The 25,318-nt window shown below is 55.1% G+C and carries 21 protein-coding genes; 13 read left to right on the top strand and 8 right to left on the bottom strand.

Annotation, left to right across the window (positions count from 1 at the left end; genetic code table 11):
* Positions 1 to 12: 12 nt before the first annotated feature.
* Entirely contained in the window at positions 13 to 1,254 is a 1,242-nt protein-coding gene (locus ACQUTD_RS14245; protein WP_321987463.1) for an MFS transporter, read from the bottom strand.
* A gap of 243 nt (positions 1,255 to 1,497) precedes the next feature.
* On the opposite strand from ACQUTD_RS14245, the gene ACQUTD_RS14240 reads away from it, so the two are divergent.
* Positions 1,498 to 2,493 (top strand): LacI family DNA-binding transcriptional regulator, encoded by a 996-nt coding sequence (locus ACQUTD_RS14240; protein ID WP_072568468.1) that lies wholly within the window; start codon positions 1,498 to 1,500, stop codon positions 2,491 to 2,493.
* Between the two features lie 36 nt (positions 2,494 to 2,529).
* Here ACQUTD_RS14240 and ACQUTD_RS14235 read toward each other — a convergent pair whose 3' ends face one another.
* From ACQUTD_RS14235 to ACQUTD_RS14220, 4 genes are all read right to left on the bottom strand, one after another.
* A complete protein-coding gene (locus tag ACQUTD_RS14235; RefSeq protein WP_473275715.1) occupies positions 2,530 to 3,738 on the bottom strand; it encodes a DUF4432 family protein in 1,209 nt (402 codons plus the stop codon).
* A 209-nt stretch (positions 3,739 to 3,947) separates the two neighbouring features.
* Positions 3,948 to 5,309, bottom strand: a complete 1,362-nt coding sequence (locus ACQUTD_RS14230) for a NosD domain-containing protein (protein ID WP_473275717.1) — start codon at positions 5,307 to 5,309, stop codon at positions 3,948 to 3,950.
* Positions 5,310 to 5,323: 14 nt separating this feature from the next.
* On the bottom strand, positions 5,324 to 6,718 hold the full coding sequence (locus tag ACQUTD_RS14225) for a glycoside-pentoside-hexuronide (GPH):cation symporter (RefSeq protein ID WP_473275719.1): 1,395 nt from the start codon (positions 6,716 to 6,718) through the stop codon (positions 5,324 to 5,326).
* A 108-nt stretch (positions 6,719 to 6,826) separates the two neighbouring features.
* On the bottom strand, positions 6,827 to 7,837 hold the full coding sequence (locus ACQUTD_RS14220; protein WP_473275722.1) for a substrate-binding domain-containing protein: 1,011 nt from the start codon (positions 7,835 to 7,837) through the stop codon (positions 6,827 to 6,829).
* 192 nt (positions 7,838 to 8,029) lie between these two features.
* Here ACQUTD_RS14220 and ACQUTD_RS14215 point away from each other — a divergent pair, with 192 nt between their 5' ends.
* Entirely contained in the window at positions 8,030 to 9,403 is a 1,374-nt protein-coding gene (locus ACQUTD_RS14215) for a family 10 glycosylhydrolase (protein WP_473275725.1), read from the top strand.
* A gap of 3 nt (positions 9,404 to 9,406) precedes the next feature.
* Here ACQUTD_RS14215 and ACQUTD_RS14210 read toward each other — a convergent pair whose 3' ends face one another.
* Both ACQUTD_RS14210 and ACQUTD_RS14205 read right to left on the bottom strand, forming a co-directional pair.
* On the bottom strand, positions 9,407 to 10,138 hold the full coding sequence (locus tag ACQUTD_RS14210; protein WP_072568473.1) for a MerR family transcriptional regulator: 732 nt from the start codon (positions 10,136 to 10,138) through the stop codon (positions 9,407 to 9,409).
* A gap of 177 nt (positions 10,139 to 10,315) precedes the next feature.
* Positions 10,316 to 11,536 carry an EAL domain-containing protein gene (locus ACQUTD_RS14205; RefSeq protein WP_473275729.1) on the bottom strand — a complete coding sequence of 407 codons (1,221 nt, stop codon included), beginning with the start codon at positions 11,534 to 11,536 and terminating at the stop codon, positions 10,316 to 10,318.
* A gap of 343 nt (positions 11,537 to 11,879) precedes the next feature.
* Between ACQUTD_RS14205 and ycgZ the strand changes: the two genes are divergently transcribed.
* The 11 genes from ycgZ (at position 11,880) to yddG (ending at position 23,746) form a co-directional block, all read left to right on the top strand.
* Positions 11,880 to 12,125 (top strand): regulatory protein YcgZ, encoded by a 246-nt coding sequence (gene ycgZ / locus ACQUTD_RS14200; RefSeq protein ID WP_136129556.1) that lies wholly within the window; start codon positions 11,880 to 11,882, stop codon positions 12,123 to 12,125.
* Positions 12,126 to 12,236: 111 nt separating this feature from the next.
* Positions 12,237 to 12,512 carry a biofilm development regulator YmgB/AriR family protein gene (locus ACQUTD_RS14195; RefSeq protein ID WP_220408914.1) on the top strand — a complete coding sequence of 92 codons (276 nt, stop codon included), beginning with the start codon at positions 12,237 to 12,239 and terminating at the stop codon, positions 12,510 to 12,512.
* A gap of 236 nt (positions 12,513 to 12,748) precedes the next feature.
* Positions 12,749 to 14,620, top strand: a complete 1,872-nt coding sequence (locus tag ACQUTD_RS14190; RefSeq protein ID WP_473275733.1) for a beta-glucoside-specific PTS transporter subunit IIABC — start codon at positions 12,749 to 12,751, stop codon at positions 14,618 to 14,620.
* Between the two features lie 124 nt (positions 14,621 to 14,744).
* A complete protein-coding gene (locus tag ACQUTD_RS14185; RefSeq protein WP_473275735.1) occupies positions 14,745 to 15,752 on the top strand; it encodes a substrate-binding domain-containing protein in 1,008 nt (335 codons plus the stop codon).
* Positions 15,753 to 16,047: 295 nt separating this feature from the next.
* Entirely contained in the window at positions 16,048 to 17,586 is a 1,539-nt protein-coding gene (locus ACQUTD_RS14180) for a methyl-accepting chemotaxis protein (protein ID WP_473275736.1), read from the top strand.
* Positions 17,587 to 17,995: 409 nt separating this feature from the next.
* Positions 17,996 to 19,708 (top strand): ATP-binding cassette domain-containing protein, encoded by a 1,713-nt coding sequence (locus tag ACQUTD_RS14175; protein ID WP_473275739.1) that lies wholly within the window; start codon positions 17,996 to 17,998, stop codon positions 19,706 to 19,708.
* Between the two features lie 192 nt (positions 19,709 to 19,900).
* Positions 19,901 to 20,038 (top strand): stationary-phase-induced ribosome-associated protein, encoded by a 138-nt coding sequence (sra, locus tag ACQUTD_RS14170; protein ID WP_072568482.1) that lies wholly within the window; start codon positions 19,901 to 19,903, stop codon positions 20,036 to 20,038.
* Between the two features lie 179 nt (positions 20,039 to 20,217).
* Positions 20,218 to 21,915: an NAD-dependent malic enzyme gene (locus ACQUTD_RS14165; RefSeq protein WP_072568483.1), complete on the top strand. Its 1,698-nt coding sequence runs from the start codon at positions 20,218 to 20,220 to the stop codon at positions 21,913 to 21,915.
* A gap of 90 nt (positions 21,916 to 22,005) precedes the next feature.
* Complete coding sequence (locus ACQUTD_RS14160; RefSeq protein WP_473275746.1) at positions 22,006 to 22,296, top strand: type II toxin -antitoxin system TacA 1-like antitoxin; 291 nt, start codon at positions 22,006 to 22,008, stop codon at positions 22,294 to 22,296.
* The gene (locus tag ACQUTD_RS14155; RefSeq protein WP_473275749.1) at positions 22,281 to 22,799 is read left to right on the top strand and encodes a GNAT family N-acetyltransferase; all 519 of its coding nucleotides are present in this window, start codon (positions 22,281 to 22,283) and stop codon (positions 22,797 to 22,799) included. Before ACQUTD_RS14160 ends, ACQUTD_RS14155 begins: the two co-directional genes overlap by 16 nt.
* Before the next feature lie 65 nt (positions 22,800 to 22,864).
* Entirely contained in the window at positions 22,865 to 23,746 is an 882-nt protein-coding gene (yddG, locus tag ACQUTD_RS14150; protein WP_473275752.1) for an aromatic amino acid DMT transporter YddG, read from the top strand.
* Here the strand turns inward: yddG and ACQUTD_RS14145 are convergent.
* Positions 23,743 to 25,239 carry a SmvA family efflux MFS transporter gene (locus ACQUTD_RS14145; protein ID WP_473275754.1) on the bottom strand — a complete coding sequence of 499 codons (1,497 nt, stop codon included), beginning with the start codon at positions 25,237 to 25,239 and terminating at the stop codon, positions 23,743 to 23,745. The genes yddG and ACQUTD_RS14145 overlap by 4 nt on opposite strands.
* Positions 25,240 to 25,318 lie beyond the last annotated feature (79 nt).

Here is a 25,318-nt window from a genome sequence, read left to right as displayed (position 1 = left end):
TTCACTCTTTATTCAGATAGCGGAAAGTTGGGGTAGCTGCGGATCCGCTGAAGCCTTGCCGGATCGCAGTAAAAAGATGGAGATAAAGGTGATGCCGAACACCAGCATGCCCATAAACAGATAGGATTCGGCGAAGCCATATTTTTCGTAGCTGTAGCCTGCCAGCGGCGACAGCACCGAGGCGATCACTGAACTGGTGCAGGCAAAGCCCACCAGATAAAGCGTGGAAGAGAGGCGTTTGTCGAAATTCAGGCTGTTGTATTTGAAGATCGCCACCAGCAGCACCGGCAGCTCGACGGCGTGCAGCAGTTTGGTGATGGAGATCAGCAGCGGCCCTTCCACCAGCCCGGAGGCGATCATGCGCATCGCCATCACCATGCCCGCGAAGATCAGGCCATTTTTCGCGCCGACGCGGTTCACCAGCCAGGGCGCGCAAAACATCCCGGCGGCTTCAAGAAACACCTGGAAGGAGTTCAGATAGCCGTACATCGCATTGCCTTCCTGCGGCGTGGCGAACTGTGACGAGAAATAGACCGGGAACTGCTGATCGTAGACGCTGTAAATACAGGTGCCGACGACGAAGAATACCAGCGCCCAGAAGCGCGGCAGCGTCAACAAACGCAGCGCGTCCGCCAGGGTGACTTTACCGCCCGCTACCGCCTCCTGCATGGCATGGGGCGCGGAGGAGACCCGCAGACGGGCCAGCAGCACCATGAATACCAGCCCGGAACAGCTGGCAACCGCAAAGTTCAGCCGCGGATCGATGTTAAACAGCAGCCCGGCGAAAAAGGTCGCCACCGCCCAGCCCAGCGATCCCCACATGCGCGCCTTACCAAATTCAAACTGGCTCTGACGCGCCACGCGTTCGGTGTAGGATTCCAGCACGCCGATGCCGCCATTAAAGGTCAGGCCGATAAAAATGCCGCCGAATACGCTGCCGAGCAGAATGTTAATGGTCAGCAGATGCCCGAACAGCAAATACGCCGGGCCGGAGAGGATCAGCATCGCCGTCAGATACCACAGCAGATGCTTGCGCAGACCAAGTTTATCCTGCACAAAGCCGTAACAGATCTGCGCGAACAGCGCCGAAACCGACAGTACGGCAAAAATAATCCCCGTATCCCCCGCCTTCAGCCCGACTTCCTGATGCAGCCAGATGGAAAGCAGCGAGCCTGAGGAGGACCAGGTGACAAAAAAGAAGAACAGCAAGGCACTGAGTAAAGGGTAACTGTGAGAATGATGGACTTTCATCATGGCGATCTCGTGTTGGAGTAATGCTTCAATGGTAACGTTAACAAAAGCTCGCCCTCACGCCGTTTTGCTGAGATTCATGATGTTAATCACAAAAGTTAACGTTAACATAACAGGGATGAGATCGCGATCAACATTTCAGGCCTACAGACCGCGACACAGCGGAAAAGGAATAGCGTATGATCCTTTTACATCAGCAACTTAGTTATACTGCCGCAGGCAGCGCGGCAATGATGGAGTAAAAGAATGGCCTCCCTGAAAGATGTGGCAAAACTGGCAAACGTATCGCTGATGACCGTATCGCGGGCGCTTAACAGCCCGGAACGGCTAAAACCGGAAACCCTGGCCCGCGTACAGCAGGCCATTGAACAGACCAATTACGTGCCGGATCTGTCCGCCAAGAAGATCCGCGGCGCCCATGCCTCCCCCAGCACCATCGGCGTGCTGGCGCTGGATACCGTGACCACGCCTTTCTCGGTGGAGATCACCCTTTCTATTGAAGAAACCGCCCGCGCCCACGGCTGGAACAGTTTTGTGGTCAATATGTTTTCCGACGACAGCCCGGACACCATGGTCGATCTGCTGCTCTCCCACCGGCCGGACGGCATTATCTATACCACCATGGGCCTGCGCCAGGTGCCGCTGCCTGCCAAGCTGCTGACGCTGCCCTGCGTGCTGGCGAACTGTGAAAGCCTGCACGATCCGGTGGCCAGCTATATCCCGGATGACGAACAGGGTCAGTACAGCGCGGTGAAAGCGCTGCTGGCGGCGGGCTATCGCCGCCCGCTCTGTCTGCATCTCCCGGAAAAACATCTGGCGACCATCCGCCGCCGTCAGGGGCTGGAGCGCGCCTGTCGGGAAGCGGGTATCGATCCGCATACGCTTAACCACGCCTATATGGAATTTGGCGACGAGCACTATCGGGATATGCCCGCCCTGCTGCTGGCGCATATCCACGACGGCAGACCGCAGTTCGACGCGGTGATCTGCGGTAACGACCGCATCGCTTTTATGGTCTACCAGACGTTGCTGGCACAGGGGCTGCGCATTCCGCAGGACGTGGCGGTACTGGGTTACGATAATATGGTGGGCATCGGCGATCTGTTTGTGCCGCCGCTCTCGACGGTGCAGCTGCCGCATTATGAGATTGGTCGTCTGAGCGCGTTGCATATCATTCAACAGCAAACTCATCGCGATACTGTCCGTGTGGAAAGCCCGCTGCTGCTGCGCGAGTCGTTGTAAAACGCGCCCCCGGACAGGCGGGCGCGTGTGCCGGGATTACTCTTTAGCCATCGGCGTGGCGTTCTCGTCGATTTTCGTCTCGCCCTGAATGGCGGTAATTTTCTTCTCTACGTCCGCCACCTGTTCACTGCTGTGCAACAGGGTGTAGGTCAGATCAAACTGCGTACTCGCCCCCGGCTGGAGCTGCTTCACGCGTTTCTGCTCGCGCTCTATGGTCACCGGATAGGCGTAGCTGGTGCCCGGCTCAATGCCGGTGACGTAGCCCTGTTTGAGGGTGTCGGTATTTTTCCACAGCGTCAGCACCGGCAGCTGGCGGTTGTCGAACTGGATGGATGCGCCCTTATCACCCGCTTTGTTTACCACGGCCGCCAGCGTCTGATGATCTTCCCCTGCCAGCGGCTGAATGTTGAATACCATCTCGTCAAAGCCTTTGGTTGGCCCGGCGTAGGTCTGCCAGCTTTTCAGACCGTCTTTGGCGTAGTCATTAAACGGACTGATAGCGGACATCGGCGCAAGGAAGCGCGCGCCCTCTTCCAGGATCGGCATGCCGAAGTTGCTGTGATAGATGATCTGGTAATCGTGCGGGTAATCCGCATGGTTGGTCAGCACATCGTGCAGGCTGAAACTGTTGCTGCCCGGCACGTAGCGCAGCTCGGTCAGGGTCTGCAGATCGGCTTTTTTGAAGGTGCTTTCTTTAATCAGCCCGCGAATGCGGATCTCATAGGGCGCGGCGTCCGCCACCTCGACTTCCACCTGCGAGGCGGGCGTATTCCCCGCTTTGCCATGCAGCGTATAGATTTGGCCGTCAGCGGTGACCGGATGGCCGGTCCATTCATAGCCGCAGCGCACCATCATTTCGTTGAAACCTTCCAGCCAGCCCGCGCCGTTACGGCTTTCCAGATTAATAAAAGCCGGGTTAACCACCTCTTTCACCGGCGACTCCCAGCCCATTTTTGAGCCGAAGCCTTCCACGCGCAGCAGATTCATGCCGCGCGTCGGGCTAAGGGTAATGGTCAGCCCGTCCTGACTGGTAATAACGAGAATTTTGCTCCCTTCCTGCTTACCGCCGTGCAGCACCTTTTGCTCAATGCTGAAGCTGTGATCTTTGACGTTCAGCTCCTGGCTGGAGATCTTCCAGTTTCCTTTCTCCACGCCCTGTTCAGCGCTGGTCAGCACCCAGGTTTTTGCCGCCACCTGTCCCGAAATCATCACTGCAAGTACCGTTAAAGCCAGTTTAATTTTCATTTTTCGTCCTTTTGCTGAATCGATTATTGACTGACCCGCCCGAATCTACTGTTTAGCAGGTTAAAGAAATGTGACGAGGTTCACCTGCCGGGAAAAGCAGCGTTTTTAAGCAAAATTATGTGGTTTTGATCGCATTAATAATGAAAAATCCCCGCACGATTGCCGTAATTATGCGGGGTTGAACAGATAATGCTTTAACGATTCAGCGGCTAAACAGGCTGGCCGGGCACGGGTGTGGCGCGAAAGGCGTTAAGGCTGCGGTCCAGTAGGACCTGATGATCCGCCCCGGAATCCAGCACCGTATTGTGCGTGGCTGTGGACGCCACCAGCACGGCTGTTACCTCCAGCGCAACGCGGCGATCCGTTGCCAGCAAGGCCCCCACCTGGGTGGTAAAACAGGAGCCAGCGTCAGCAGACGGTTCAGCTCCTGCATCGCGGGTGGCGATGATATGATTATTAGCGATGTAATTCCCCTGCCCGGCGACGAGATGAATGATCACCGGCCTTACGTCCGGCGGTGTGCTAAGCGCCGTGTCGGGGGTCGCAGAGATATGATTACCGATCACGGAATTGTGATCGCCATTGATACGCACCAGCCCGAAGCTGTCATCAAGGCCATTGTCGTAGCCCTGCATTGGCGGCCAGGGTTCACGGTCGCGCAGCAAATGGTTGGCGGAAATCAGGTTTTCCGAGCAGTTATCTTCAAGGATCACCATCCCCGGATAAAAGGCGTGAAAACGGTTGCCGGTAATACTTGATCGCGCCACCCCCGAGAAATGCACGCTGCTTTTACCGCGCGGAAAGATATTATTGGCGGCGATCAGCAGCCCGCCAAAATTCTGTGCATAAATGGAGTAGCCTTTGTAGCCTGCACCAATCAGGTTATCGGTAATTTTTGAGGCCTGGCCCGCGCCGCGCAGTTCCACGCAGTTACCGCATTCGGCAATGAAATTATCATGCACCGACAGCGCGTCGGCATGATAAATGGTCAGGCCGTGCTCCAGATAGACAAAACCCATGCCGTTGATGCGAAACGAGTCCTGGGCGCTGGCGATATAAATCCCCGTCTTACCGTTCACATAGCTGTTTTCCGGATCGTTATGCCCCAGGTCGTCATCGACGAAATGCAGCCCATCAATGCAGAAGCCGGAAAACTCCACCGAGCTGATGCGCGGCTCGCCGCTGCGCTCCACATAAAAGGCCGCCCCTGCATGCTCCGGCTGCCCGTCGCCTGCGGCAATATCCACCAGAATACGGCTGCCGCCCGGCCAGATTTCATGCCAGTTCGGCCATTCATTTTGCGGCGCGTTAAAGCGGATGCTGGAAGACGTAAAGCCATGCCCGGCGCCCATGATTTTCAGGTAACTGATGTCGATGAGTACCTGCGTGGTGAGGTGATAGTCACCCGGCGGAATATAAATGACCGCGCCGGGCTTGCCGCCGCCGTTACTGTCAGTCTGCGTTTGTCGGCTTTTTATATCGGCGATGATGCTGTTGATCACCTCGCCAATATCACTGTACGGGTTGCCGGTATGCCAGCGGGTGACATCATAATGGTTATTGCTCGTCATCAGTAGATCCTCATTTACATGACAGAAAGTTCGCGTTTAGCCAGGTCGACTTTGATTCTTTCCAGCAGTTGATTGTCGAGTTTGAAATAACGCACCATCCAGGCGCTGATGAAATAGCTCACCATCGGCAGTAAGGAGAACATGATAATAATGCCCTGGAGGGTTTGCGGATTTTGTTGCGGCTGGTTGGCGACGTAGCCGGTAAAGGAGAGGATCCAGGCGACGATAGCCCCGGCGACTGCCAGCCCCATTTTCAGCATAAAGAGATTGCCCGCAAAGGAGATGCCGGTCAGACGCTTGCCGTATTTCCAGTCACCGTAATCATCCACGTCGGACATCATCGCCCACAGAATCGGACCGGACTGGATCAAATGCAGAATATTGATCGCGATAAACAGCGCAAGCACCGGCGTGAGCGATTGCGGATCAACAAACCACAGCGCGAATGACAGAATGCCGAGAATAATATTGATAATGCGGAACAGCTTAATTTTATCGAAGCGGTCGGTAAGCGGTTTGGCAATGACGCTACCGAGCATATTACAGGCGACGCCGAGCGCCATAAAAAAGGTCACAAATCCTACCGAGGCGTGCATCACATAGGTGGCGTAATAAATGGTCACTGCCCCACGGATAAAGGCCGGGAAAACGTTTAAAAAGGTAATTGAAATCATCAGCAGCCACTGATCATTTTTGATGATGTCTTTCAGATCGCGCATTAATGAATCGCTGGCTTTTACTGATCTCACCCGCTCTTTAATACTGCTGAAGCAGAACAGGAACATTAGGGTGGCGGCAGCACCCATGATCATCATGGTCTGCTGAAAACCCGCCGCGCGGTCGCCCTCTCCCAGCCATTCGGTGAGCGGCAGAATAGACGAGGACACAATCAGCGTCGCCAGTCCGTTCAGGAAGAAGCGCCACGACAGACAGCCCAGCCGCTCTTTCTGATTCAGCGTGATCACACCCGCCACCGAGCAGTAGGGAATATTTATCGCGGTATAAATCAGCGACATCACCAGATAAGTCACCCAGGCATAGATTATTTTGCCGCTCATCGTCAGATCGGGCGTGGTAAACATCACCACCGCGCCCAGACCAAAAGGCACCGCCATCCACAGCAACCACGGGCGGAATTTGCCCCAGCGACTTTTAGTGCGATCGCATATTGCGCCCATCACCGGATCGCTGAAGGCATCAAATATACGGATCACCAGAAATAAGGTGCCCACGACGCCGGCATCGAGGCCATAAATATCGGTGTAAAACCAGGTCAGATAAAGCGCAAGCACGCTCCAGATCATGCAGGAACCGGCATCCCCCATGCCGTAGCCCACTTTTTCTTTCAGGCTGAGCTTTTCATAAGCGCTGTGCTTTGATGTTGTTTTTACAGACAGAGTGACAGACATAGCGTGTACCTTTTCATTGCGCAGTCGTGAACGCCGGGCACGGGTCATCAGACCGGTCCCATCCGGGATAAATGTCGTGTTGATTAATTCAGGCGAAAATTAAACGTATCACAGCGTCGTGATATTCAGCCTGACGCTGCTCTCGCGGATAATTAACCGCGAAACGATCTCCACCATGTCGATACTTTCCAGCTGGCTGTTATTTTTCACCATCTGAAACGCCAGGTGCGCAATTTCATTTATTGGCTGCGCGACGCTGGTTATTTTTTGTGTTTGCGCCAGCACAGTATTATCAAAGCTGGCGATGGCAATATCGTCCGGAACGGTCAGCCCCTGCGCTTTCAGGCCATCGATAATGTAGCAGGCGGCGACATCGTTATAGACCAGCAGACAGGTGCAACGCGCCGGGTCATTTTTCAGTTTATCGATGATCACGTCCAGGTTATGGATATGCCCGGAGGTTCTCTCCCCCTCGCCTTTACCGATCCAGAACTGGTGCGCCAGCGCCAGTTGCAGGCCGTGCCCGGTAATTTTCCTGCTGTAGGCCGACGCCTTGCGATTATCCACCCCGTCCTGGGCGATAAAACCAAAGGCAGTGTGGCCGGTATGAATAAAATGCCCGGCGATATTCTCCGCGCCACGGGTCTGGTTAATGGACACTGAATTAAAGAAGCGGGAGACCTGCGTGACTACCGCCACCGGTATGTGGGTGGCACGAAGCCATTCCGATAATTCCGCCTCGGCTTCAGTGGGCACCCACAGCAGACTGTCTATGCCCATGCCAATCAGACTATGAATAATCTGTTTATCCTGTTGCGGCTGATTCTGATGCGTTTTCACAATCACCGATTTGCCAATATAGCGGGCCTCTTCTTCAAAGGTGGCCAGTAATTCGCAAAAGTGAGGGTTGACCAGATTGGGTAATACCACGCCAATCAGACCCGAACATTTTCCGCTGAGTTGCACGGCGCTTTTCAGTGGCACATAACAGAGAAAATCCATGGCATCCCGCACCGCCTGGCGCGTTTCCGGATTTACGCCCGGATGATTATTCAGCACCCGGGATACGGTGGCGGTTGATACACCGGCTTTTTTGGCGACGTCTTTCAGGGATGCCATAAGAAGTTACTGTGTCTCTGTTTGATGTGCAGTCACTATAGAGTGTGATCAGGTTCAAAAATGTTAGCCCGTTCACATGTCATTTCGTTACATCAGGGCAGAGATCGGGATCTCATTTTTCATTTGATTCAGGAGAGACTACCATCATTACCAGTTATCTAACTCATTGACTTAAGTCTGAATACCATGAAAATGACGCCACCCACACCGCTTTATGCGAATCCGGAGACTATCATCGCCCGTTATCATCGCTTTCCGCGGCTGCGCCGCGTTGCCCGCGTGGCTGCCCTTACCGGCTGCGCCCTGCTGCTGGTCAGCTGTTCCTCCAGAGCGCCGCATTCGCTGGTCACCCCGCTGCCGCCGGTGACAAAGCAGCCGCTGGCGGATAAATCATCACAGCCTGACGAACCGGTGCGCGGGGTCTGGCTGGCGACGGTGTCCCGCCTCGACTGGCCGCCGCGTGAGTCGGTCAACGGCAGCAGCAGCGCGGTGCGCATCCGGATGCAGCAGGAAGCGCTGAAAACCAAGCTGGATAATTTGCAGCGGCTTGGCATCAATACGGTTTTTTTCCAGGTAAAACCCGATGGCACAGCGATGTGGCCGTCAAAAATTCTGCCGTGGTCAGATATGCTGACCGGAAAAATTGGTCAGGATCCTGGTTACGATCCGTTGCAGTTTATGCTGGATGAAGCGCACCGGCGCGGCATGAAAGTCCACGCCTGGTTTAACCCCTATCGCGTCTCCACCAATATCAAACCCTCTACCGCCAGCGAGCTGAACAGTACGCTGGCGCTGCGTCCTACCAGTATTTTTGTGCTGCATCGTGACTGGATCCGCACCGCAGGGGACCGCTATGTGCTCGATCCCGGCATTCCGGAAGTGCGCGACTGGATCACCAGCATTGTGGCGGAAGTGGTGACAAGTTACCCGGTGGATGGCGTGCAGTTCGATGATTATTTCTATGCGGAAACGCCTGGTTCGCCGCTTAACGACAGCCAGACATTCCGGCAGTACGGGCAGGGATTTGCTTCGAAAGCAGACTGGCGGCGGCATAATACGCAACAGCTGATCGAACAGGTGTCGCGCACCATCAAGCAGCTGAAACCCGAAGTGGAATTTGGCGTCAGCCCGGCGGGGGTCTGGCGCAATATTTCCCACGATCCCTCCGGTTCGAACACGCGCGGCGCGGCGGCCTATGACGAATCCTATGCGGATACGCGGCGCTGGGTACAACAGGGATTGCTGGATTATATCGCCCCGCAGATCTACTGGCCTTTTGCACGGGATGCGGCGCGTTACGATGTGCTGGCGCACTGGTGGGCAAACGTGGTGAAGCCGACAAATACGCGCCTGTATATTGGCGTCGCATTATATAAAGTGGGTGAAGCGTCGAAAAATGAACCCGACTGGACAATTAACGGCGGTGTGCCGGAGCTGAAAAAACAGATCGATTTGAACGAGTCTGTGCCGAATATCAACGGCACTATTCTGTTCAGGGAAGACTATCTTAATCAGCCCCAGACCCGGGAGGCGGTCAGCTATTTGCGTGGCCGCTGGGGAAAATAACGCTTACTTACCGTGAAATACGATGGTGAAACCCTGTTCGTGCCAGTGCTCAAACTGTTCCTGCTGGCGGCGCGTCAGGGTTTTACCTGTCCAGATAAAAATATGCTGCCCCGGGAAGAGTTCCGGACGCGGCAGATCCAGCGGTTCGGCGAGCACGTCAATATGCCATCCCCGCTGCGAAAGGCGCCAGGCTTCCAGCCACAGCCGGGTACGGTCGTCAGTATCCCAGCCTATCAGTAGCGCCTCTTTACCTGGTTTTAATCGCGCCTGCGCGACACAGCTCACGGCGTATTCAATCAGCGCGCCATCCAGCAGGCTGCTCATAGCGCGGGCAGTATTTTGATCGAGATTTAAACGCTGACGCACCGGGGTATAAACATGGTCGATTAAGGCATCGACCGGGTGCTCACGCCCTGCTTCATTAATTTTGGCGCGTAAGTTCGCAGGATTGACCCGGCGCAGCACGGCCATCATCTCTTCCTGCTGTAATGACCAGCCGTCGTCCACCGCCACTTCTTTTGCTTCCAGCAATGCCTTCACCTTTCCGACCGGTACGCCGCTTTTGATCCAACGCTTAATATCTTCGATGCGCTGAATATCCTCTTCATCGAACTGTCGATGGCCGCCTTCACTGCGCTGAGGTTTCAGCAATCCATAACGACGTTGCCAGGCCCGCAGCGTTACAGGATTGATTGCGCATCGTTCAGCGACATCGCCAATACTGTAATGAGCCATAGGTCTCCTTTGTACATCTATTTAACACTTCACATTAAACTAACCAATATCCTGAGCTTGTACAAACCCTTTTTTGTTGTACAAGAATTATGTGCCTGTTAATAAACACTATTTATAATTTTCGAATGAAAAAAAAGCCCCGCTTCTGCGGGGCTTGTACAAAGGTGTAGCGGATGATTATAAGTCGGCTTTCTTTTCCGGCCAGGCCACCTGCGGGATTTGATCAAAGGCCGGACGGGCAAAAAGATGTCCCTGGAACTGGCTGATGCCAGCCGATTCCAGCCACATCCATTCTTCTGCTTTCTCGACGCCCACCGCGGAAACGGCAATTTCAAGCGAGTGGCAGCATTTGATAATCGCCTGTATGACCGCCTGGCGCGGACCGCTGGTATGCACGTCCTTGATCAGCTCGCGGTTAATCTTGATCCTGTCCGGCTGAAACTGCGTCAGCAATTGCAGACCGGCAAAACCTGCGCCGAAATGATCGATGGCCACGCTGATACCTGCGGCTTTCAGCTGACGCACCGCGCCGGTAAAGGCGTCAAAACCGGATATTACCTCGCCTTCGGTAAACTCCACGATGATCTGTTCCGGCACCAGTCCGCTGGTGGCGATACCCTCTAACAACACATCAACCGCTTCGGGTATTTTCACCAGCGTCATCGGCAACAGATTCACCGACAGCGCCTGCTCATGCAGGTTTAATCCCCCCGCCATCGCAAAAGCGACTTTTTTGCTGTGCAGATCGGCAAGGTATACCTCATCCCCCTGCATACCCGCAAAATACGCCTGCGGGCCGCCGCCATCCGGTGTACGTAACAACGCTTCTACCGACGCGATTTCACGGGTCAGCGGGTCGATAATGGGCTGAAACGCAAAGCTGTACTCTGTTGACGTTGATTTCAACGGTGCGCCAAGTTGTACAACCTCATTATCAGGTACAAATTCCCATGCATCACCGGCAGGGATCTCAAAATAATTCTCTTTTTCTGTGGCTTCGACAAAGGTGCGGAAGAATTGCAGCGCCCTGTCGTTATACGTTAACTGATATTTCGACGTGCCTTTGTCCAGTACGACCTGCAAAACTTCCTCTTTTTCGGACTGCCGTAAATCAAACAATTCCATACCGGCTTTGCCGAAGCGTCTTGCAGGAGCGTAATCATACAGAAGCTCCACTACGTTATAGTGGCGTTGGTCGCGACAGATATGACGGTAAATTTCCACCACATTTTCTTCAGGGCCTTCAAGCAACTGGAAAAAATGTGTGCCATTGAAAAGTAAAATGCCCGTAACATTTGCCCGACTATTTATCTGGTTTGCACCCGCTACCATTTCTTCCAGCGATTTAACTGAAACGTTATCGCATATATGGCTGCGGTAGATGATGGTTGTGAGCATTTTTTCCCCGAGAGTGTGATATCTGCGGCCAACATTAACAGATGCCAGGCTATTCGTCTTGTCCGTCTGTGGTCTTCAGAAAATATATTTTTGTCCAGATATTACAGTGGCTTAAGCCCGATACGAAAGTCATTTTCAGTACAAATTTGCCTTGTATAAGCTGTACAACTCCCCATTCACACCACCAATTTTTTTTCGGTCCTAAAATACTGAAATTAGAATGATATATCTTCCAGACTCCAAAATACCTAAAAACCTGTACGCTGGCTATGTACAAGTTTAGAAAGTTTGTATAACTTAGTCGACAAGTTAACAAGTTCAGCACATTTAACAGGAGCGACCAATGCAACAGGACGGGTATACCTTCGATTCATCTGCTGCCATTGCACAATATTTTAGTAAAGCCGCTCTGCCGACTCAGCAGGAAACGCTGGGTGAAATTGTGGTGGAAATCCTGACGACAGGTCGCCATCTCAATCGCAAAAATCTTTGTACAAAATTACTGGTACGCCTTGAACAGGCCACCAGCCAGGAAGAAGAACAACATTATCAGGCGCTGATCGGCATGTTATTTGAACGCCAGATTTGATGTCTTCCATTTAATGAATTATTTGTTTTCGAATGAAAGTAAAAGGCCGGTATTTTCCCTGACTCTGGTCAGCCAATAAACTCTTAACCGCGGTGAAATATAATGAATTCCATGATTGCACATGCACAGCAACCAGACGTATTTTCAGCACTGCACAACCCCGCTTTATCTGCTTATGTTCGTAACGCCGCTGATTTAATGCCGGATGAATCCGCCCTGCTGGCTACCGCTATCAGAAGCCTGCTGGTGTCCCAGGGACATGCCAGCAATAAAGACATTATCCTGTGGTTAATCGGTACGCTGGAAACCACGCACGATGCCACCACCGCTGATGTGATCCGTCACTGCCTGGAACTGGTGGTTAGCTACACCATGGACGACATCTGAGACAGATTTAAACCTTGATCAGGCCAATGGATTGGCCCCCCTCTTTACCTCGCCTTTTGCTTCCCCGGTTTTTGCATTTCATCCCCCACTGTCTGTTTTATTCATTCAGCCAATCAATGTGATTCAGCCCACACTCCGCCATGAAACCGGTTGCACGCGAATCCTTCACTGCTAGCATGAAACCGGTTACACGAAAAGTCACATAAAAATTTACCCATAAAAAAGGTACATGAATAATGGCAGTTATCAGGGATTACAATAAGTTAGCCAGTGACATCCTTCGCGAGGCAGGTGGTGAAAATAACATCAGCAGCTTTACCCGCTGCGCCACCCGGTTACGCCTCGTACTCAATGAAACTCCTGCGGAAGCTAAAACGCGCATTCAGGATCTGCCCGGCGTCATCGCCGTGGTGGAAAGCGGCGGTCAGTTTCAGGTGGTGATTGGCACCCACGTCGCCGACGTATTCAACGCGCTCTCCGCCCTGCTCGGCGAAAACCATGCCGGTGCAACAGCCAAACCGAAAACCCGCTGGCTGGATGCAGTGATCGGCACCATGTCGGCGGTGTTCGCGCCCATCGTTTATATTCTGGCGGCAGCCGGGATCTTACAGGGGCTGCTGATTGTTGTCGGGCTTATCGATGCCGATGTAAAAACCACCGGCACCTTCGCCATTCTGAACTTTATGTCATGGACGCCCTTTGCGTTCCTGCCGGTGTTTATCGCCATTACCGCCGCGCGCCATTTCAAATGTAACCCCTATATTGCGGTGCTCTGCTGTTGTGCGCTGATCAACCCGGAATGGTCTGCCATGGCGGGCCGCATCGCGGGCGGCGAAACCATTACTTTCCTGTTCATCCCGCTGGCGAAAACGGTGTACACCTCGTCGGTGCTGCCGCCGTTATTTCTTGTCTGGGCGCTGTCGTGGCTGGAAAAGCGGGTCGAGCGCATCCTGCCGGACGTGGTCAGCGCCCTGTTCACTCCGCTGGTGTGCTTTGTGATCATTGTACCCCTGACGTTGATTATCATTGGGCCGGTCACCACCTGGGCGGCGATGGGCATTGCCTCCGGCTATAACGCGCTCTTTGCGGCAGCCCCTGCGGTGGCAGCGGCGGTGATTGGCGGCGTGTGGCAAATAGTGGTGATTTTTGGAGTTCACTGGGGCATTACGCCGGTGATCATGGCGAACTTCGACACCCAGGGCTATGACTCCTTCCAGGCCTACCAGACCATCGCGGTGATCGGCCAGATGGCGGCGGTGTTCGGCGTCTTCCTGAAAAGCCGCAACCGCGAACTGAAAACCACCTCGCTGTCGGCGGGTGTGACGGCGATTTTCGGCATTACTGAACCCGCGATTTACGGCGTTACGCTGCGCTTTAAAAAGCCATTTATCTGTGGCTGCATCGGTGGCGCGGTCGGCGCTGTTGTCGCCAGCCTGTTCGGTTCCCTCTACTACGCCTACGCCGCGCTGCCGGGTCTGTTCACGCTGGTGAACGCCATCAGCCCGGATGCGCCCCTGTCCTTTATTGGCGAGCTGGCGGGCAGCGCCACGGCCATTGTGCTGACCATTGTGCTGGTACAGTTTGTCGGTTTTGAAGATCCGGTGGCTGAAGAACAACGTGGCGAACCGGCAAATAATCCTGTGACGGCTGCGCCTGCCAGCCTGAACATCATGAGTCCGCTGGACGGCGAAGTGATGGCCCTTGAAGATGTTGCCGACGACGCCTTCGCGCAGAAAGCGCTGGGTGACGGTATCGCCATCCGACCGCAGTCGGGTCTGGTAGTCGCCCCCTGTGACGCTCGCGTAGAAACGTTAATCGACTCCCATCATGCGGTCGGGCTGGCGTGTGATAACGGCGCAGAGCTGCTGATCCACGTCGGCCTGAATACGGTGAATTTACAGGGGCAACATTTCCGCCCGCTGGTAAAAGAAGGCGATGTGGTAAAAGCGGGAACGCCGTTGCTGGAGTTTGATAAAGAGGCTATCGAGCGTGCCGGTTACGACCTGACCACGCCGGTGCTGGTGATCAACAGCGACGACTACCGCTTAACCAAACATCAGTCTCACGGGGATATCCGGCAGAACACGCCGCTGATGACCGTGGCCTGAGGCCGTCATCCTGCGGCAGAGTGGCCAATTCGCTGCTCTGCCGCACAATTTCCGCTGCAAAATCCCCTTACTATCATGCTCCTGCTGCATAATAGGCAGAGGTATTGATAACAAGCAGGAATTTATGGTCACGATACTGGATGTTGCCAGAAAAGCGGGCGTCTCAAAAGCGACAGTGTCACGCGCGCTTAACGGTAAGGTAGTGGTCAGCGAGGACGTTAAGGCCCGCATCTTTCAGGCCATTGAAGAAACCGGCTACCGGCCTAATCTGCTGGCGCGCAAACTGGCGACCAGCGAATCAAATTCCGTCGGGCTGGTGATCACCAACGGCCTGTATAACGGCCCCTTCTTTTCCGCCATGATTTACCAGGCCGCGACCTGTAGTGAAGATCACCAGCGCCAGCTGGTGCTCGCCGACGGCAAGCACAGCCGGGAAGATGAGCGTAATGCCATAAATTTCCTGCTTCAGCTGCGCTGCGAGGCGATCATGATCTATCCCAAATATCTCAGCGTTGACGAACTTGATGACATCATCGATCAGAATACGGTGCCCGTTGTGGTGATTAACCGCGAGCTGAAGCGTAACCGCAACAACGCCGTGTATGTCGATCATCACCGTTGCAGCATGCAGATGATGAACTATTTGCTGGAACAGGGGCACCGCACCATCGCCTTTGTGGGCGGCGCTGAAGGTTCCCCCACGGGCGACAGCCGCCTTGCCGGGTATCGCGATGCATTAAACCAGGCGGGAATTGTCCCGGATGAATCCTTGATCGTACGCGGCAGCTGGAGCACAGAAAGCGGCTATGAAGCCGGGTGCGCGCTGCTGAAACAGCGTCGCGACATGACCTGCATTCTGGCGGCTAACGATGATATGGCCATCGGCGTCACCAAAGCGCTGACCGATCAGGGTTTCCGCGTACCGCAGGACATCTCCGTCGCCGGTTTTGATGATTCCACTATCGGGCGATACTTCACCCCGACGCTGACGACGGTACATATCCCGATGGATGAGATGATCAGCGACGCGGTGCGCATTCTGTTATCGCCCACCGCCGAAAGCGAAACCGCCCCGCTGCCGCGCCACGAGGGAACGCTGATTATTCGGGAGTCGGTGGCTGCACGTCGCTAAATGTGCATGAGGTGTTAATAAAATGCCTCATGCGAAAATGCCTGGCCTGCGTTTATTCAGGAAATGTTCTTTTTATTTGCGATAAGTATTGAGGTCGTTCTTTAAATAAGACTGCCGGTATTTTTATTTATCAATTTTATAACACGCTTATTTAATCCCTGCTTAAAAAAATATTTCTCCCGCCTACTATCCGTTGCATTGCGCTTAGTAGAAAATGCCACGCCGAAAACAAAAATATGCACTGCACGACACTTATTTTCAGGGTTTACCTGAAACACTTCATCGTGGGGATTTTATGAAGCGTAACACTCCTGTTACACAAAAAGAGTATTTGCTTAAAGATGGCATGACATTAATGTCGACCACCGATACGCACAGCCATATTACGTATGCTAACTCCGCTTTTATTGACGCAAGCGGCTATGAAGAAGAACAGCTGACGGGCGAACCGCATAACGTTATTCGCCATCCCGATATGCCAGCGGCGGCCTTTGCGGATATGTGGTTCACCATTCAACAGGGCGAAAGCTGGACGGGGCTGGTGAAAAACCGCCGTCAGAACGGTGACCATTACTGGGTACGCGCCAACGTCACGCCGGTTTATCAGCAGGAGCGGCTCACAGGCTACATCTCGGTGCGTAATATTCCGTTGCGCGACGAAATTAACGCCGCCGAAAAACTCTACGCCGCGGTAAATGAAAATAACCTCAAAGGTCACCGCTTTTATAAAGGCCTGCTGGTGCGGCGGGGTTTATTTTCCTTCCTGTCGCTGTTTCAGTGGATCAGCCTCGCCCGGCGAATTCATCTTGGAACAGGTATTAGTCTGCTGGCGATTGTGGGGCTGCAAATGATGCCCGTGATGTTGCCGGTAAAAATAAGCGCCACGGTGCTTATCCTGGCGCTGTTATCATGGTTTCTCACCGCGCAAATTGCGCGACCACTAAAAACCATTCTTACCCAGATGCAGAAAGTGATCTCCGGGCGCAAGGCCGATTACGTGCAGTTTAACCGCGTCGATGAGATTGGTTTACTGCTGCGCATGGTGAATCAGTCCGGGCTTAATCTGAATTCCCTGGTGGATGACGTCACTACCCAGCTGCACGGCATCCGGCAGATCAGCCAGCGCATCGCCAAAGAAGGCATTTCCCTGCATACCCGCACGGAAGAAACCTCTGCCGATTTGCACCAGACGGCAGCGGCGGTGGAAGAAATCGCCAGTGCGGTAAAACAGACGGCGGAAACCGCAGGCGAAGCGATGCTCCGCGCCGATGAAACCAGCGGCAATGCCATGAACAGCGGCAACATCATGAAACAGACCATCAGCATGATGCAGTCCGTATCCCGTGATAACCGGCAGATTGTTGACATCATCAGCGTGATCGACAGTATCGCCTTCCAGACCAATATTCTGGCGCTGAATGCGGCGGTGGAAGCTGCCCGCGCGGGCGAGTCCGGACGCGGTTTTGCGGTGGTCGCCGCTGAGGTACGGCACCTTGCGCAGCACTCGGCGTCGGCGGCGAAAGAGATCAAAACGCTGATCGAGAAAAATGTGGCCAACGTCAGTCATGGCGTGGCGATGGTGGAGAGCACCGAATCGCACCTGACGGCCATGATCGACAACGTGCTACAGATGTCACAGATGATCAAAGAGATCGGCACCGCGACCCGGGAGCAGACACAGGCGCTGGCGCTGATCAATGAGTCCGTCTCACGCATCGGGGTGATGACGCACAACAATAATGTCATGGTGGAGCTGGTCACTACCGCCGCAGGAGATCTCTCTGCCCGCGCCGCGCGCCTGCAGCGGGCGGTGCAGGTTTTTGGCAGCCACTAACCTGGCATGGATGGAAGCCTGGTGCTCCCTCTGTACCTGCTCTGCTGCTGTCAATAACCGCCTTGCCCCGCTGCGCCCGCTCAATAACGTGCGGCTGGGGGGATCTTATGCGTCTGACAGAGCAAAATCTGGTAGCGAGGGGCCACTAGTCAAACTTCGGTTCCCCCGTTACACTCACTGTATTCATTCACCTGATAAATATAAAAGGAGGTTACTTATGCTGTGCTGTGAATTGTTTATCCATTCACATCATTTTGGCGATCGCCACTGCTCAAGCGTTACCAGTATCGTGCTGCGATAACTGAAGCTTGAGCGAAGCTATCACCTGAGTCCCTTCTCTCGGGCTTACTGGGTTATCGTCAGCGATGTTTGACGAGGCACACCTGTGCCTGTAACTCTTGAGTAAGCAATGAGCACATTACTAACTGCACAATCACTTCGTGTCGATACGGCTTTCGGTTCGCTGTTTCGCGATCTCTCTTTTACCGTTAAGAAAGGCGACCGCATTGGTCTGGTGGGCTATAACGGCTGCGGCAAAAGCACGCTGTTAAAAGTGCTGGACGGCACCCTTTCCCCGACCGCTGGCGTCTATTCTGTGGCCCGACACTGCCTACTGGCGCGGGTCGAACAACACCTGCCCGATGAGCTTGCTTCTCTCTCCATGCTTGACGCGGTGCTGTCGCAACTGCCGCAGGCGGAACGCGATGCCCGACGCTGGCAGGCGGAAACGCTGCTTGCCAGCCAGGGCTTCAGCGAGCGGGAGTGGCAATTATGCGCGGGTACGCTCAGCGGCGGTCAGCACACGCGGCTGTTGCTGGCGCGGGCGCTGATCCGTCAGCCGGATCTGTTACTGCTGGATGAGCCGAGCAACCACCTCGATCTGCCGACGCTGCTGTGGCTGGAGCAGTTTTTGCAGCGCTGGAACGGCAGCTTTGTGCTGGTGTCCCATGATGCGCGACTGCTGGATGCGGTGACCAACACCACCTGGATCCTGCGCGACCAGACGCTGAACTGTTTTGCCCTGCCGTGCCAGGCCGCACGACGGGCGCTGGCTGAACGGGATGAAGCCGACGCCCTGCGTCAGAAAGCCGAGCAGAAAGAGATCGACCGCATCACCGCCAGCGCGAAACGGCAGGCGACCTGGGGACAGGTTTACGATAACGAAGATCTCGCCCGCAAAGCGAAGCAGATGGAAAAACAGATCCTGCGCCTGAAAGAGGTACAAACCGACGTCACCGCCGGTAGCCACTGGACGCTTACCTTGCAGGGCGATGCGCTGCGCGCCGACCGTCTACTGGAGTTGAGCGAACTTGATGTCGCTCCGGCAGCGGATGCTGCGTCGCTGTTCAGATTGCCCCTTGGCCGAATCAAAAGCGGCGATCGGGTGGCGATTATGGGACGCAACGGCTGTGGGAAATCATCGCTGTTACGCCTGCTGTGGCAGCATTACCGGCAACCGCGGCTAAGTGAAGGCGTGGTGTTGCATCCGCGCGTTACCATCGGCTACTACGATCAGACGCTCCATCAGTTGCATGATGAGGATACGCTGTTCGATGCGCTGGAGCCGTTCGCCCCGCCGCCGGAGGTGCGGAAACAGGCGCTGATCGCCGCCGGTTTCGCCTGGGCGCGTCACGGGCAGCGGGTCAGCACCTTAAGTGGCGGCGAGCGCTCGCGTCTGCTGTTTGTCGGCATGTCGCTGGCGCGTTATGCCCTGCTGATGCTGGATGAGCCGACCAACCATCTGGATATGGAAGGCAAAGAAGCGCTGGCGCAGACGCTTTCCGGCTTTGACGGCGGCGTACTGCTGGTGAGCCACGATCGTGATTTGATCGCCAGCAGCTGTAACCGTTTCTGGCTGATTGAGGACGGCGAGCTTAACGAGTGGCACGACGTCGAGGCGGTGTTTGCGCGGCTGCGGGAGCCGGACGCGGTGACGGCACCTGTCGCGGCGGGATCTTCCCCCCGTTCGCCAGAAACTGATGACGATCGGCTGCTCGCTGAGCTGATTGCGCTTGAAACCCGGCTGGCGGAAGATCTGGCGCGCAAGCCGAAACATCAGAAGCCGCAACTTCAGGCGCAGTGGCGGGCCGCTATTGACGACATCAACCGGCAGCTGGAGTAGCGAAACCCGCGCCGGGTCACAGACTGTTCTGAAACCCGGCGCGGCCATTGATATTTGGCATGGGATGACCCAACATCAAAGGTGCCGCGCACTTTTCGTACCGCGCGGCATTGGCTTTCGCTATGGGATTACGCTCACCCGTCAATGTTGCGGGCGCGTCCTTGAAACTTGTCACAGGATTAAGGAGTCAGCATGAAAACGAATCGTCAGGCACGTCACATTCTGGGTATGGACTACAAAGTGTCTAACCAGAGAAAAATCGTTACCAGTGAAGATCAACCGACGGTAGTCACCCACCGCACCGGTCGCCATCGTCGCGCGAAGTCATAATGTTATCGCCCGGCGACGCACGTCTGCCGGGCCTGCTGAACCCGCCTCGCAATTCTTTAACATTCTCCTTACGATTAGACGCATCCGGGAAGTATTTGCCATCGGCATGCTTTATACTTGCGCCGCCGCCGTCCCCGTCGGCATGCAGGCGACGGGATCGTTTTTTAAGGAGTTTTGAGATGTTACTGAAGTATAAAAAAAACCGTTCTCTGTACATTCCCTATGCCGGTCCGGTGTTGCTGGAATTCCCGCTGCTCAATAAAGGCAGCGCCTTCAGCCTTGAAGAGCGCAGCAACTTCAACCTGTTGGGTCTGTTGCCGGATGTGGTTGAAACCATTGAGGAGCAGGCTGAACGCGCCTGGCTACAGTACCAGGGCTTTAAAACAGAAATCGATAAGCACATTTACCTGCGTAACATCCAGGACACCAACGAAACCCTTTTCTATCGTCTGGTCGATAACCATCTCGACGAGATGATGCCGGTGATCTACACCCCGACCGTCGGCTCCGCCTGCGAACGTTTTTCTGAAATTTATCGCCGCGCGCGCGGGGTATTTATCTCCTATCAAAACCGTCACAACATGGACGACATGCTGCAAAACGTGCCGACCCACAATATCAAAGTGATTGTGGTGACCGACGGCGAGCGCATTCTGGGGCTGGGTGACCAGGGTATCGGCGGCATGGGGATCCCCATCGGCAAGCTCTCCCTTTACACTGCCTGCGGCGGCATCAGCCCGGCGTACACCCTGCCGGTGGTGCTGGATGTCGGCACCAATAATCAGCAGCTGCTTAACGATCCGCTGTATATGGGCTGGCGTCATCCGCGCATCACCGGCGATGAGTATTACGCCTTTGTCGATGAATTCATTCAGGCGGTGAAACAGCGCTGGCCGGACGTGCTGTTGCAGTTCGAAGATTTTGCGCAGAAAAACGCTATGCCGTTGCTGACCCGTTACCGGGATGAAATCTGCTCCTTTAACGACGATATTCAGGGCACCGCAGCGGTAACTGTCGGCACGCTGATTGCCGCCAGCCGCGCCGCGGGCAGCCAGTTAAGTCAGCAAAAAGTGGTATTCCTCGGCGCAGGCTCTGCCGGTTGCGGCATCGCCGAGCAGATTATCGCCCAGATGCAGCGTGAAGGCCTGAGCGAGGAAGCCGCGCGGCAGAACGTCTATATGGTGGATCGTTTTGGCCTGCTGACCGACCAGATGCCGAACCTGCTCTCCTTCCAGAGCAAACTGGTGCAGAAGCGCGACAACCTCCAACACTGGGATACCGATGCAGAAGCCATGTCGCTGCTGGATGTGGTGCGTAATGTGAAACCGGATATTCTGATCGGCGTCTCCGGGCAGACCGGATTATTCACTGAAGAAATTATTCGTGAAATGCATAAGCACTGCCCGCGCCCTATCGTGCTGCCGCTGTCGAACCCGACCTCCCGCGTGGAAGCCACCCCGCAGGACATTATTACCTGGACCGAAGGCCAGGCGCTGGTCGCCACCGGCAGTCCATTTATGCCGGTCCACTGGCAGGATAAAATCATCCCCATCGCCCAGTGTAATAACGCCTACATTTTCCCTGGCATTGGCCTCGGGGTGATCTCCTCCGGCGCGTCACGCATCAGCGACAACATGCTGATGGCCGCCAGCGAAACCCTGGCGCAGCACTCCCCGCTGGCCAACCACGGCGAAGGCATGGTGCTTCCGGCGCTGAAAGATATTCAGACCGTGTCGCGGGCGATTGCGCTGGCGGTGGCAAAAATGGCGCAGGAAGAAGGCCTTGCGGTGAAAACTTCCGCCGAAGCCTTGCAGCAGTCCATCGAAGAAAACTTCTGGCAGCCGGAATACCGCAGCTACCGCCGGACGTCTATCTGAGTTTTATGGCGCCAGCGATAACCCGCTGGCGTCATTTTAATCAGCTATGATAGAATGTACGGCAATTTACCGTACATACGAAGGTTGACCATGTCCACCGCGAAAAAAGAACGCTTTGATTTCCGGCTTGATGAAAGTCTGAAAAAACAAATGGAAGAAGCCGCCAGCCTGCTAAGCATACCAGTCAGTACTTTTGTGATCGATGCGGTGCGGGAGCGGGCAGCAGAAGTTATTAATGAGCACCGGCGTATCGTGCTGGATGAGCAAAACTGGGAGCGCATTCAGACCTTGCTGGACAATCCCCCACAGCCAACGGAACGCATGAAAGCAGTGGCTGCACATTATCATGACAAGGACAGCTGGACGTGGCAGAAGAATTAACGTTAAGCATAGAGTCATACGATCCTGCCCGAACCTATCGGACAGAAAATTTCAGTTGTGGCGTTGAGGCGCTGGATGTGTTTTTAACGTCCCAGATGTCTGTTCAGCAAGAGCGACGTATTCTGCGTTGCTACGTGCTGGTCACAAACGAAGCCGTTCCTGAAATTATGGGATTTTATACCCTCTCGGGGGCTTCATATGAAAAACAGCACCTTTCCGGATCCCAGCAACGCAAACTACCTTATCGTAACCTGCCCTGTGTTCTGCTTGGCAGAATGGCGGTTGATCGACGCCTGCAACGACGGGGTTTCGGTGAGAAATTATTGTTTGATGCCCTACGCCGCACCTGGTTAACCGCGGGCATGGTCGGCATCTATGCGCTTTTCGTCGAAGCCAAAGACGAGGCCGCCGTAAACTTTTATCAGTCATTAGGCTTCACGCTTTCAAAATCGCAGCCGTTAACGCTCTTCTACCCCGTTAATCAGTTCGAATTTTTAATCTGATCCCTGGCTGGCGAAAATAGTGTTATAAATTAGACTTCGGTATTCAGAAAAATAACGGACGAGGGATGACCAAAAAAAGAGCAACGCTGACCGGCTTAGTGGCGATTATATTATGGAGCACCATGGTCGGGCTGATCCGTGGCGTCAGTGAAGGACTGGGACCGGTTGGCGGCGCGGCCATGATTTACACCCTCAGCGGTTTATTGTTACTCCTCACCGTAGGTTTTCCCGATATTCGTCGTTTCCCGCCACGTTATTTACTGGTGGGTAGCCTGCTGTTTGTCAGCTATGAGATGTGCCTCGCCCTGTCGTTGGGCTATGCCGCGACGCGTCAACAGGCGATTGAGGTGGGCATGGTGAATTATCTGTGGCCCAGCCTGACCATTCTGTTTGCCATCCTGTTTAACGGGCAAAAATCCAGCCTGTGGGTGATCCCCGGTCTGTTGCTTTCCGTGCTTGGCGTCAGCTGGGTACTCGGCGGTGAGAATGGTCTCAACCCGCAGGATATTATCCGTAATGTGGTCTCCAGTCCGCTGAGTTATATTCTGGCATTCTGCGGGGCCATTATCTGGGCAGCGTACTGTACGGTCACCAGCAAATATGCCCGCGGGCATAACGGCATCACCTTTTTTATTTTGCTGACCGCCATGAGCTTGTGGATCAAATATGCGCTCGGCGAGCAGCCGCCGATGTTGTTCAGCTGGCCGGTGACGCTAAAATTACTCCTGGTGGCCTGTGCGCTGGGCTTTGGCTATGCGGCATGGAATACCGGCATCCTGCATGGTCACGTCAACGTGCTCGCGGCGGCATCCTATTTCACGCCAGTACTCTCCTCGGCGCTGGCGGCGTTGCTGCTGAGCGCCCCGCTGTCATTGTCGTTCTGGCAGGGGGCGCTGATGGTCTGCGGCGGATCGCTGCTGTGCTGGTACGCCACCCGACGGCGTTAATCCGTCTGGCGGTTATCGGTACCCGCAAGGCTAAACCAGATCCCCACCGCCAGGATAAACAGCATCACGCCTGCGCTGCTTAACGCCACACTGTGCGAGCTGATAAAGGCCGTTTTTGCCGCCTGCATAACAGCGGCGGCAAGTCCCGGCTCCAGCGTCTGCGCCAGTTGTACCGCCTCACCAATGGACGACGTCGCCTGCGCCGCCTGATTGACGGTGAGCGCATCCGGCAGGACGATGGACGCAGCAAAACTGCGGCTTAGCAACAGGCCAAAAATGGCGATCCCCAGTCCCGCCCCCAGCTCGTAAGCCATGGTTTCGATTGCGCCGGCGGCGGCCGCTTTCTCTTTTGGCGCGGCGGCCATAATCGCCGCGGTGGAGGCCAGCAGCGCGCTGGCGGCGCTGAAACCTAACAGCGCCATCAGCGCGGCGGCCTGCCACTGCTGGCTGCTGAAGTCAGTGACCGACAGGCCAAGGAAACTCAGCGCGCTCAGCGCCATGCCGCCCGTCGCCACCCGGCGCAGCCCAAGCCGCGACACCAGCAGACCGGCGATGGGGCCGCTGAAGCCGCTCGCCAGCATCACCGGCAGCATAAAGATCCCGGCGGCGAAAGGCGTAAAGCCGTGCACAAATTGCAGCTCCTGCGCCATTAACAGCTCAAATCCCACCAGGGTGATCATCGAAGTGATAGCCATTATCACGCCGCTTAAAATAATGCGATTCGTAAACAGGCGCATATCGATCATCGGCGTGCGGGCGGCAAGCTGGATACGCACAAAGGTCACCAGCAGGATCATGCCGAGCACCGCCCCGCCTGCCAGTAATCCCGGCGCGACAGTGGTTTTCAGCGCCATTTTGACGCAGTAAACCAGCAGTAATATCGCCACAATCAGCATTACCGCATGGCCGAAATTAAGCGGCTGGTCGCGGCGACCGGTCTGGCGCGGCACCTGCCAGGCGGTCAGCGCCATCACCACCAGAACGATCGGCACGTTGATCAGAAACACCGAGCCCCAGTAAAAGTGCTCCAGCAGCAGACCGCCCACCAGCGGGCCAAAAGCCGCACCGCCGGAACCGACTGCCGCCCAGATGCCAATCGCCATATTTCGATGGCGGGTTTCGGTAAAGGTGGCGCGGATCCCGGCAAGGGTGGCGGGCACGATCATCGCCGCCCCTGTTGCCAGCAATGCCCGCGCCAGGATCAGCCCGCTGGCGCTGGAGGCGCTTGCCGCCAGCAGCGAGGCCACACCAAAAAGCGCGCTGCCACACAGCAACAGGCGTTTAAAGCCGATGCGATCGCCGAGCGCGCCCATCGGCAGCACCATACCGGCCATTACCAGCGAATAGATATCAATGATCCACAGCAGCTCATTGCTGCCGGGGCGCAGGGTCATACTCAGCGTCGGTACCGCCACATGCAGTACGGTGGCGTCAATCGCCACCGGAATATAGACCAGAACAATAATCCACAACGTCAGCCACTGACGAAACATAGCCCTCTCTCCCTAATTTGGACACCCGTCCAGAAATGGCGATCTTACGTAAAGTTGGACGCATGTCCAGCTTATTGTT

The sequence above is a fragment of the Enterobacter sp. K510 genome (genome assembly GCF_055804875.1).
The sequence above is the reverse complement of the archived record's forward strand: the minus strand, read 5'-3'. Positions and strand labels throughout refer to the sequence as shown.

What these genes read in the sequence shown, in the direction of transcription:
- ACQUTD_RS14205 (WP_473275729.1), bottom strand. Translation starts at nt 11,536, where the DNA reads ATGCTCACAACCATCATCTACCGCAGCCATATATGCGATAACGTTTCA.
- ACQUTD_RS14160 (WP_473275746.1), top strand. Translation starts at nt 22,006, where the DNA reads ATGTCCACCGCGAAAAAAGAACGCTTTGATTTCCGGCTTGATGAAAGT.
- ACQUTD_RS14165 (WP_072568483.1), top strand. Translation starts at nt 20,218, where the DNA reads ATGTTACTGAAGTATAAAAAAAACCGTTCTCTGTACATTCCCTATGCC.
- ACQUTD_RS14195 (WP_220408914.1), top strand. Translation starts at nt 12,237, where the DNA reads ATGATTGCACATGCACAGCAACCAGACGTATTTTCAGCACTGCACAAC.
- ACQUTD_RS14175 (WP_473275739.1), top strand. Translation starts at nt 17,996, where the DNA reads ATGAGCACATTACTAACTGCACAATCACTTCGTGTCGATACGGCTTTC.
- ACQUTD_RS14220 (WP_473275722.1), bottom strand. Translation starts at nt 7,837, where the DNA reads ATGGCATCCCTGAAAGACGTCGCCAAAAAAGCCGGTGTATCAACCGCC.
- ACQUTD_RS14245 (WP_321987463.1), bottom strand. Translation starts at nt 1,254, where the DNA reads ATGATGAAAGTCCATCATTCTCACAGTTACCCTTTACTCAGTGCCTTG.
- sra (WP_072568482.1), top strand. Translation starts at nt 19,901, where the DNA reads ATGAAAACGAATCGTCAGGCACGTCACATTCTGGGTATGGACTACAAA.
- ACQUTD_RS14240 (WP_072568468.1), top strand. Translation starts at nt 1,498, where the DNA reads ATGGCCTCCCTGAAAGATGTGGCAAAACTGGCAAACGTATCGCTGATG.
- ACQUTD_RS14210 (WP_072568473.1), bottom strand. Translation starts at nt 10,138, where the DNA reads ATGGCTCATTACAGTATTGGCGATGTCGCTGAACGATGCGCAATCAAT.
- ACQUTD_RS14215 (WP_473275725.1), top strand. Translation starts at nt 8,030, where the DNA reads ATGACGCCACCCACACCGCTTTATGCGAATCCGGAGACTATCATCGCC.
- ACQUTD_RS14185 (WP_473275735.1), top strand. Translation starts at nt 14,745, where the DNA reads ATGGTCACGATACTGGATGTTGCCAGAAAAGCGGGCGTCTCAAAAGCG.
- ACQUTD_RS14180 (WP_473275736.1), top strand. Translation starts at nt 16,048, where the DNA reads ATGAAGCGTAACACTCCTGTTACACAAAAAGAGTATTTGCTTAAAGAT.
- ACQUTD_RS14190 (WP_473275733.1), top strand. Translation starts at nt 12,749, where the DNA reads ATGGCAGTTATCAGGGATTACAATAAGTTAGCCAGTGACATCCTTCGC.
- ACQUTD_RS14145 (WP_473275754.1), bottom strand. Translation starts at nt 25,239, where the DNA reads ATGTTTCGTCAGTGGCTGACGTTGTGGATTATTGTTCTGGTCTATATT.
- ACQUTD_RS14235 (WP_473275715.1), bottom strand. Translation starts at nt 3,738, where the DNA reads ATGAAAATTAAACTGGCTTTAACGGTACTTGCAGTGATGATTTCGGGA.
- ACQUTD_RS14225 (WP_473275719.1), bottom strand. Translation starts at nt 6,718, where the DNA reads ATGTCTGTCACTCTGTCTGTAAAAACAACATCAAAGCACAGCGCTTAT.
- ACQUTD_RS14230 (WP_473275717.1), bottom strand. Translation starts at nt 5,309, where the DNA reads ATGACGAGCAATAACCATTATGATGTCACCCGCTGGCATACCGGCAAC.
- yddG (WP_473275752.1), top strand. Translation starts at nt 22,865, where the DNA reads ATGACCAAAAAAAGAGCAACGCTGACCGGCTTAGTGGCGATTATATTA.
- ycgZ (WP_136129556.1), top strand. Translation starts at nt 11,880, where the DNA reads ATGCAACAGGACGGGTATACCTTCGATTCATCTGCTGCCATTGCACAA.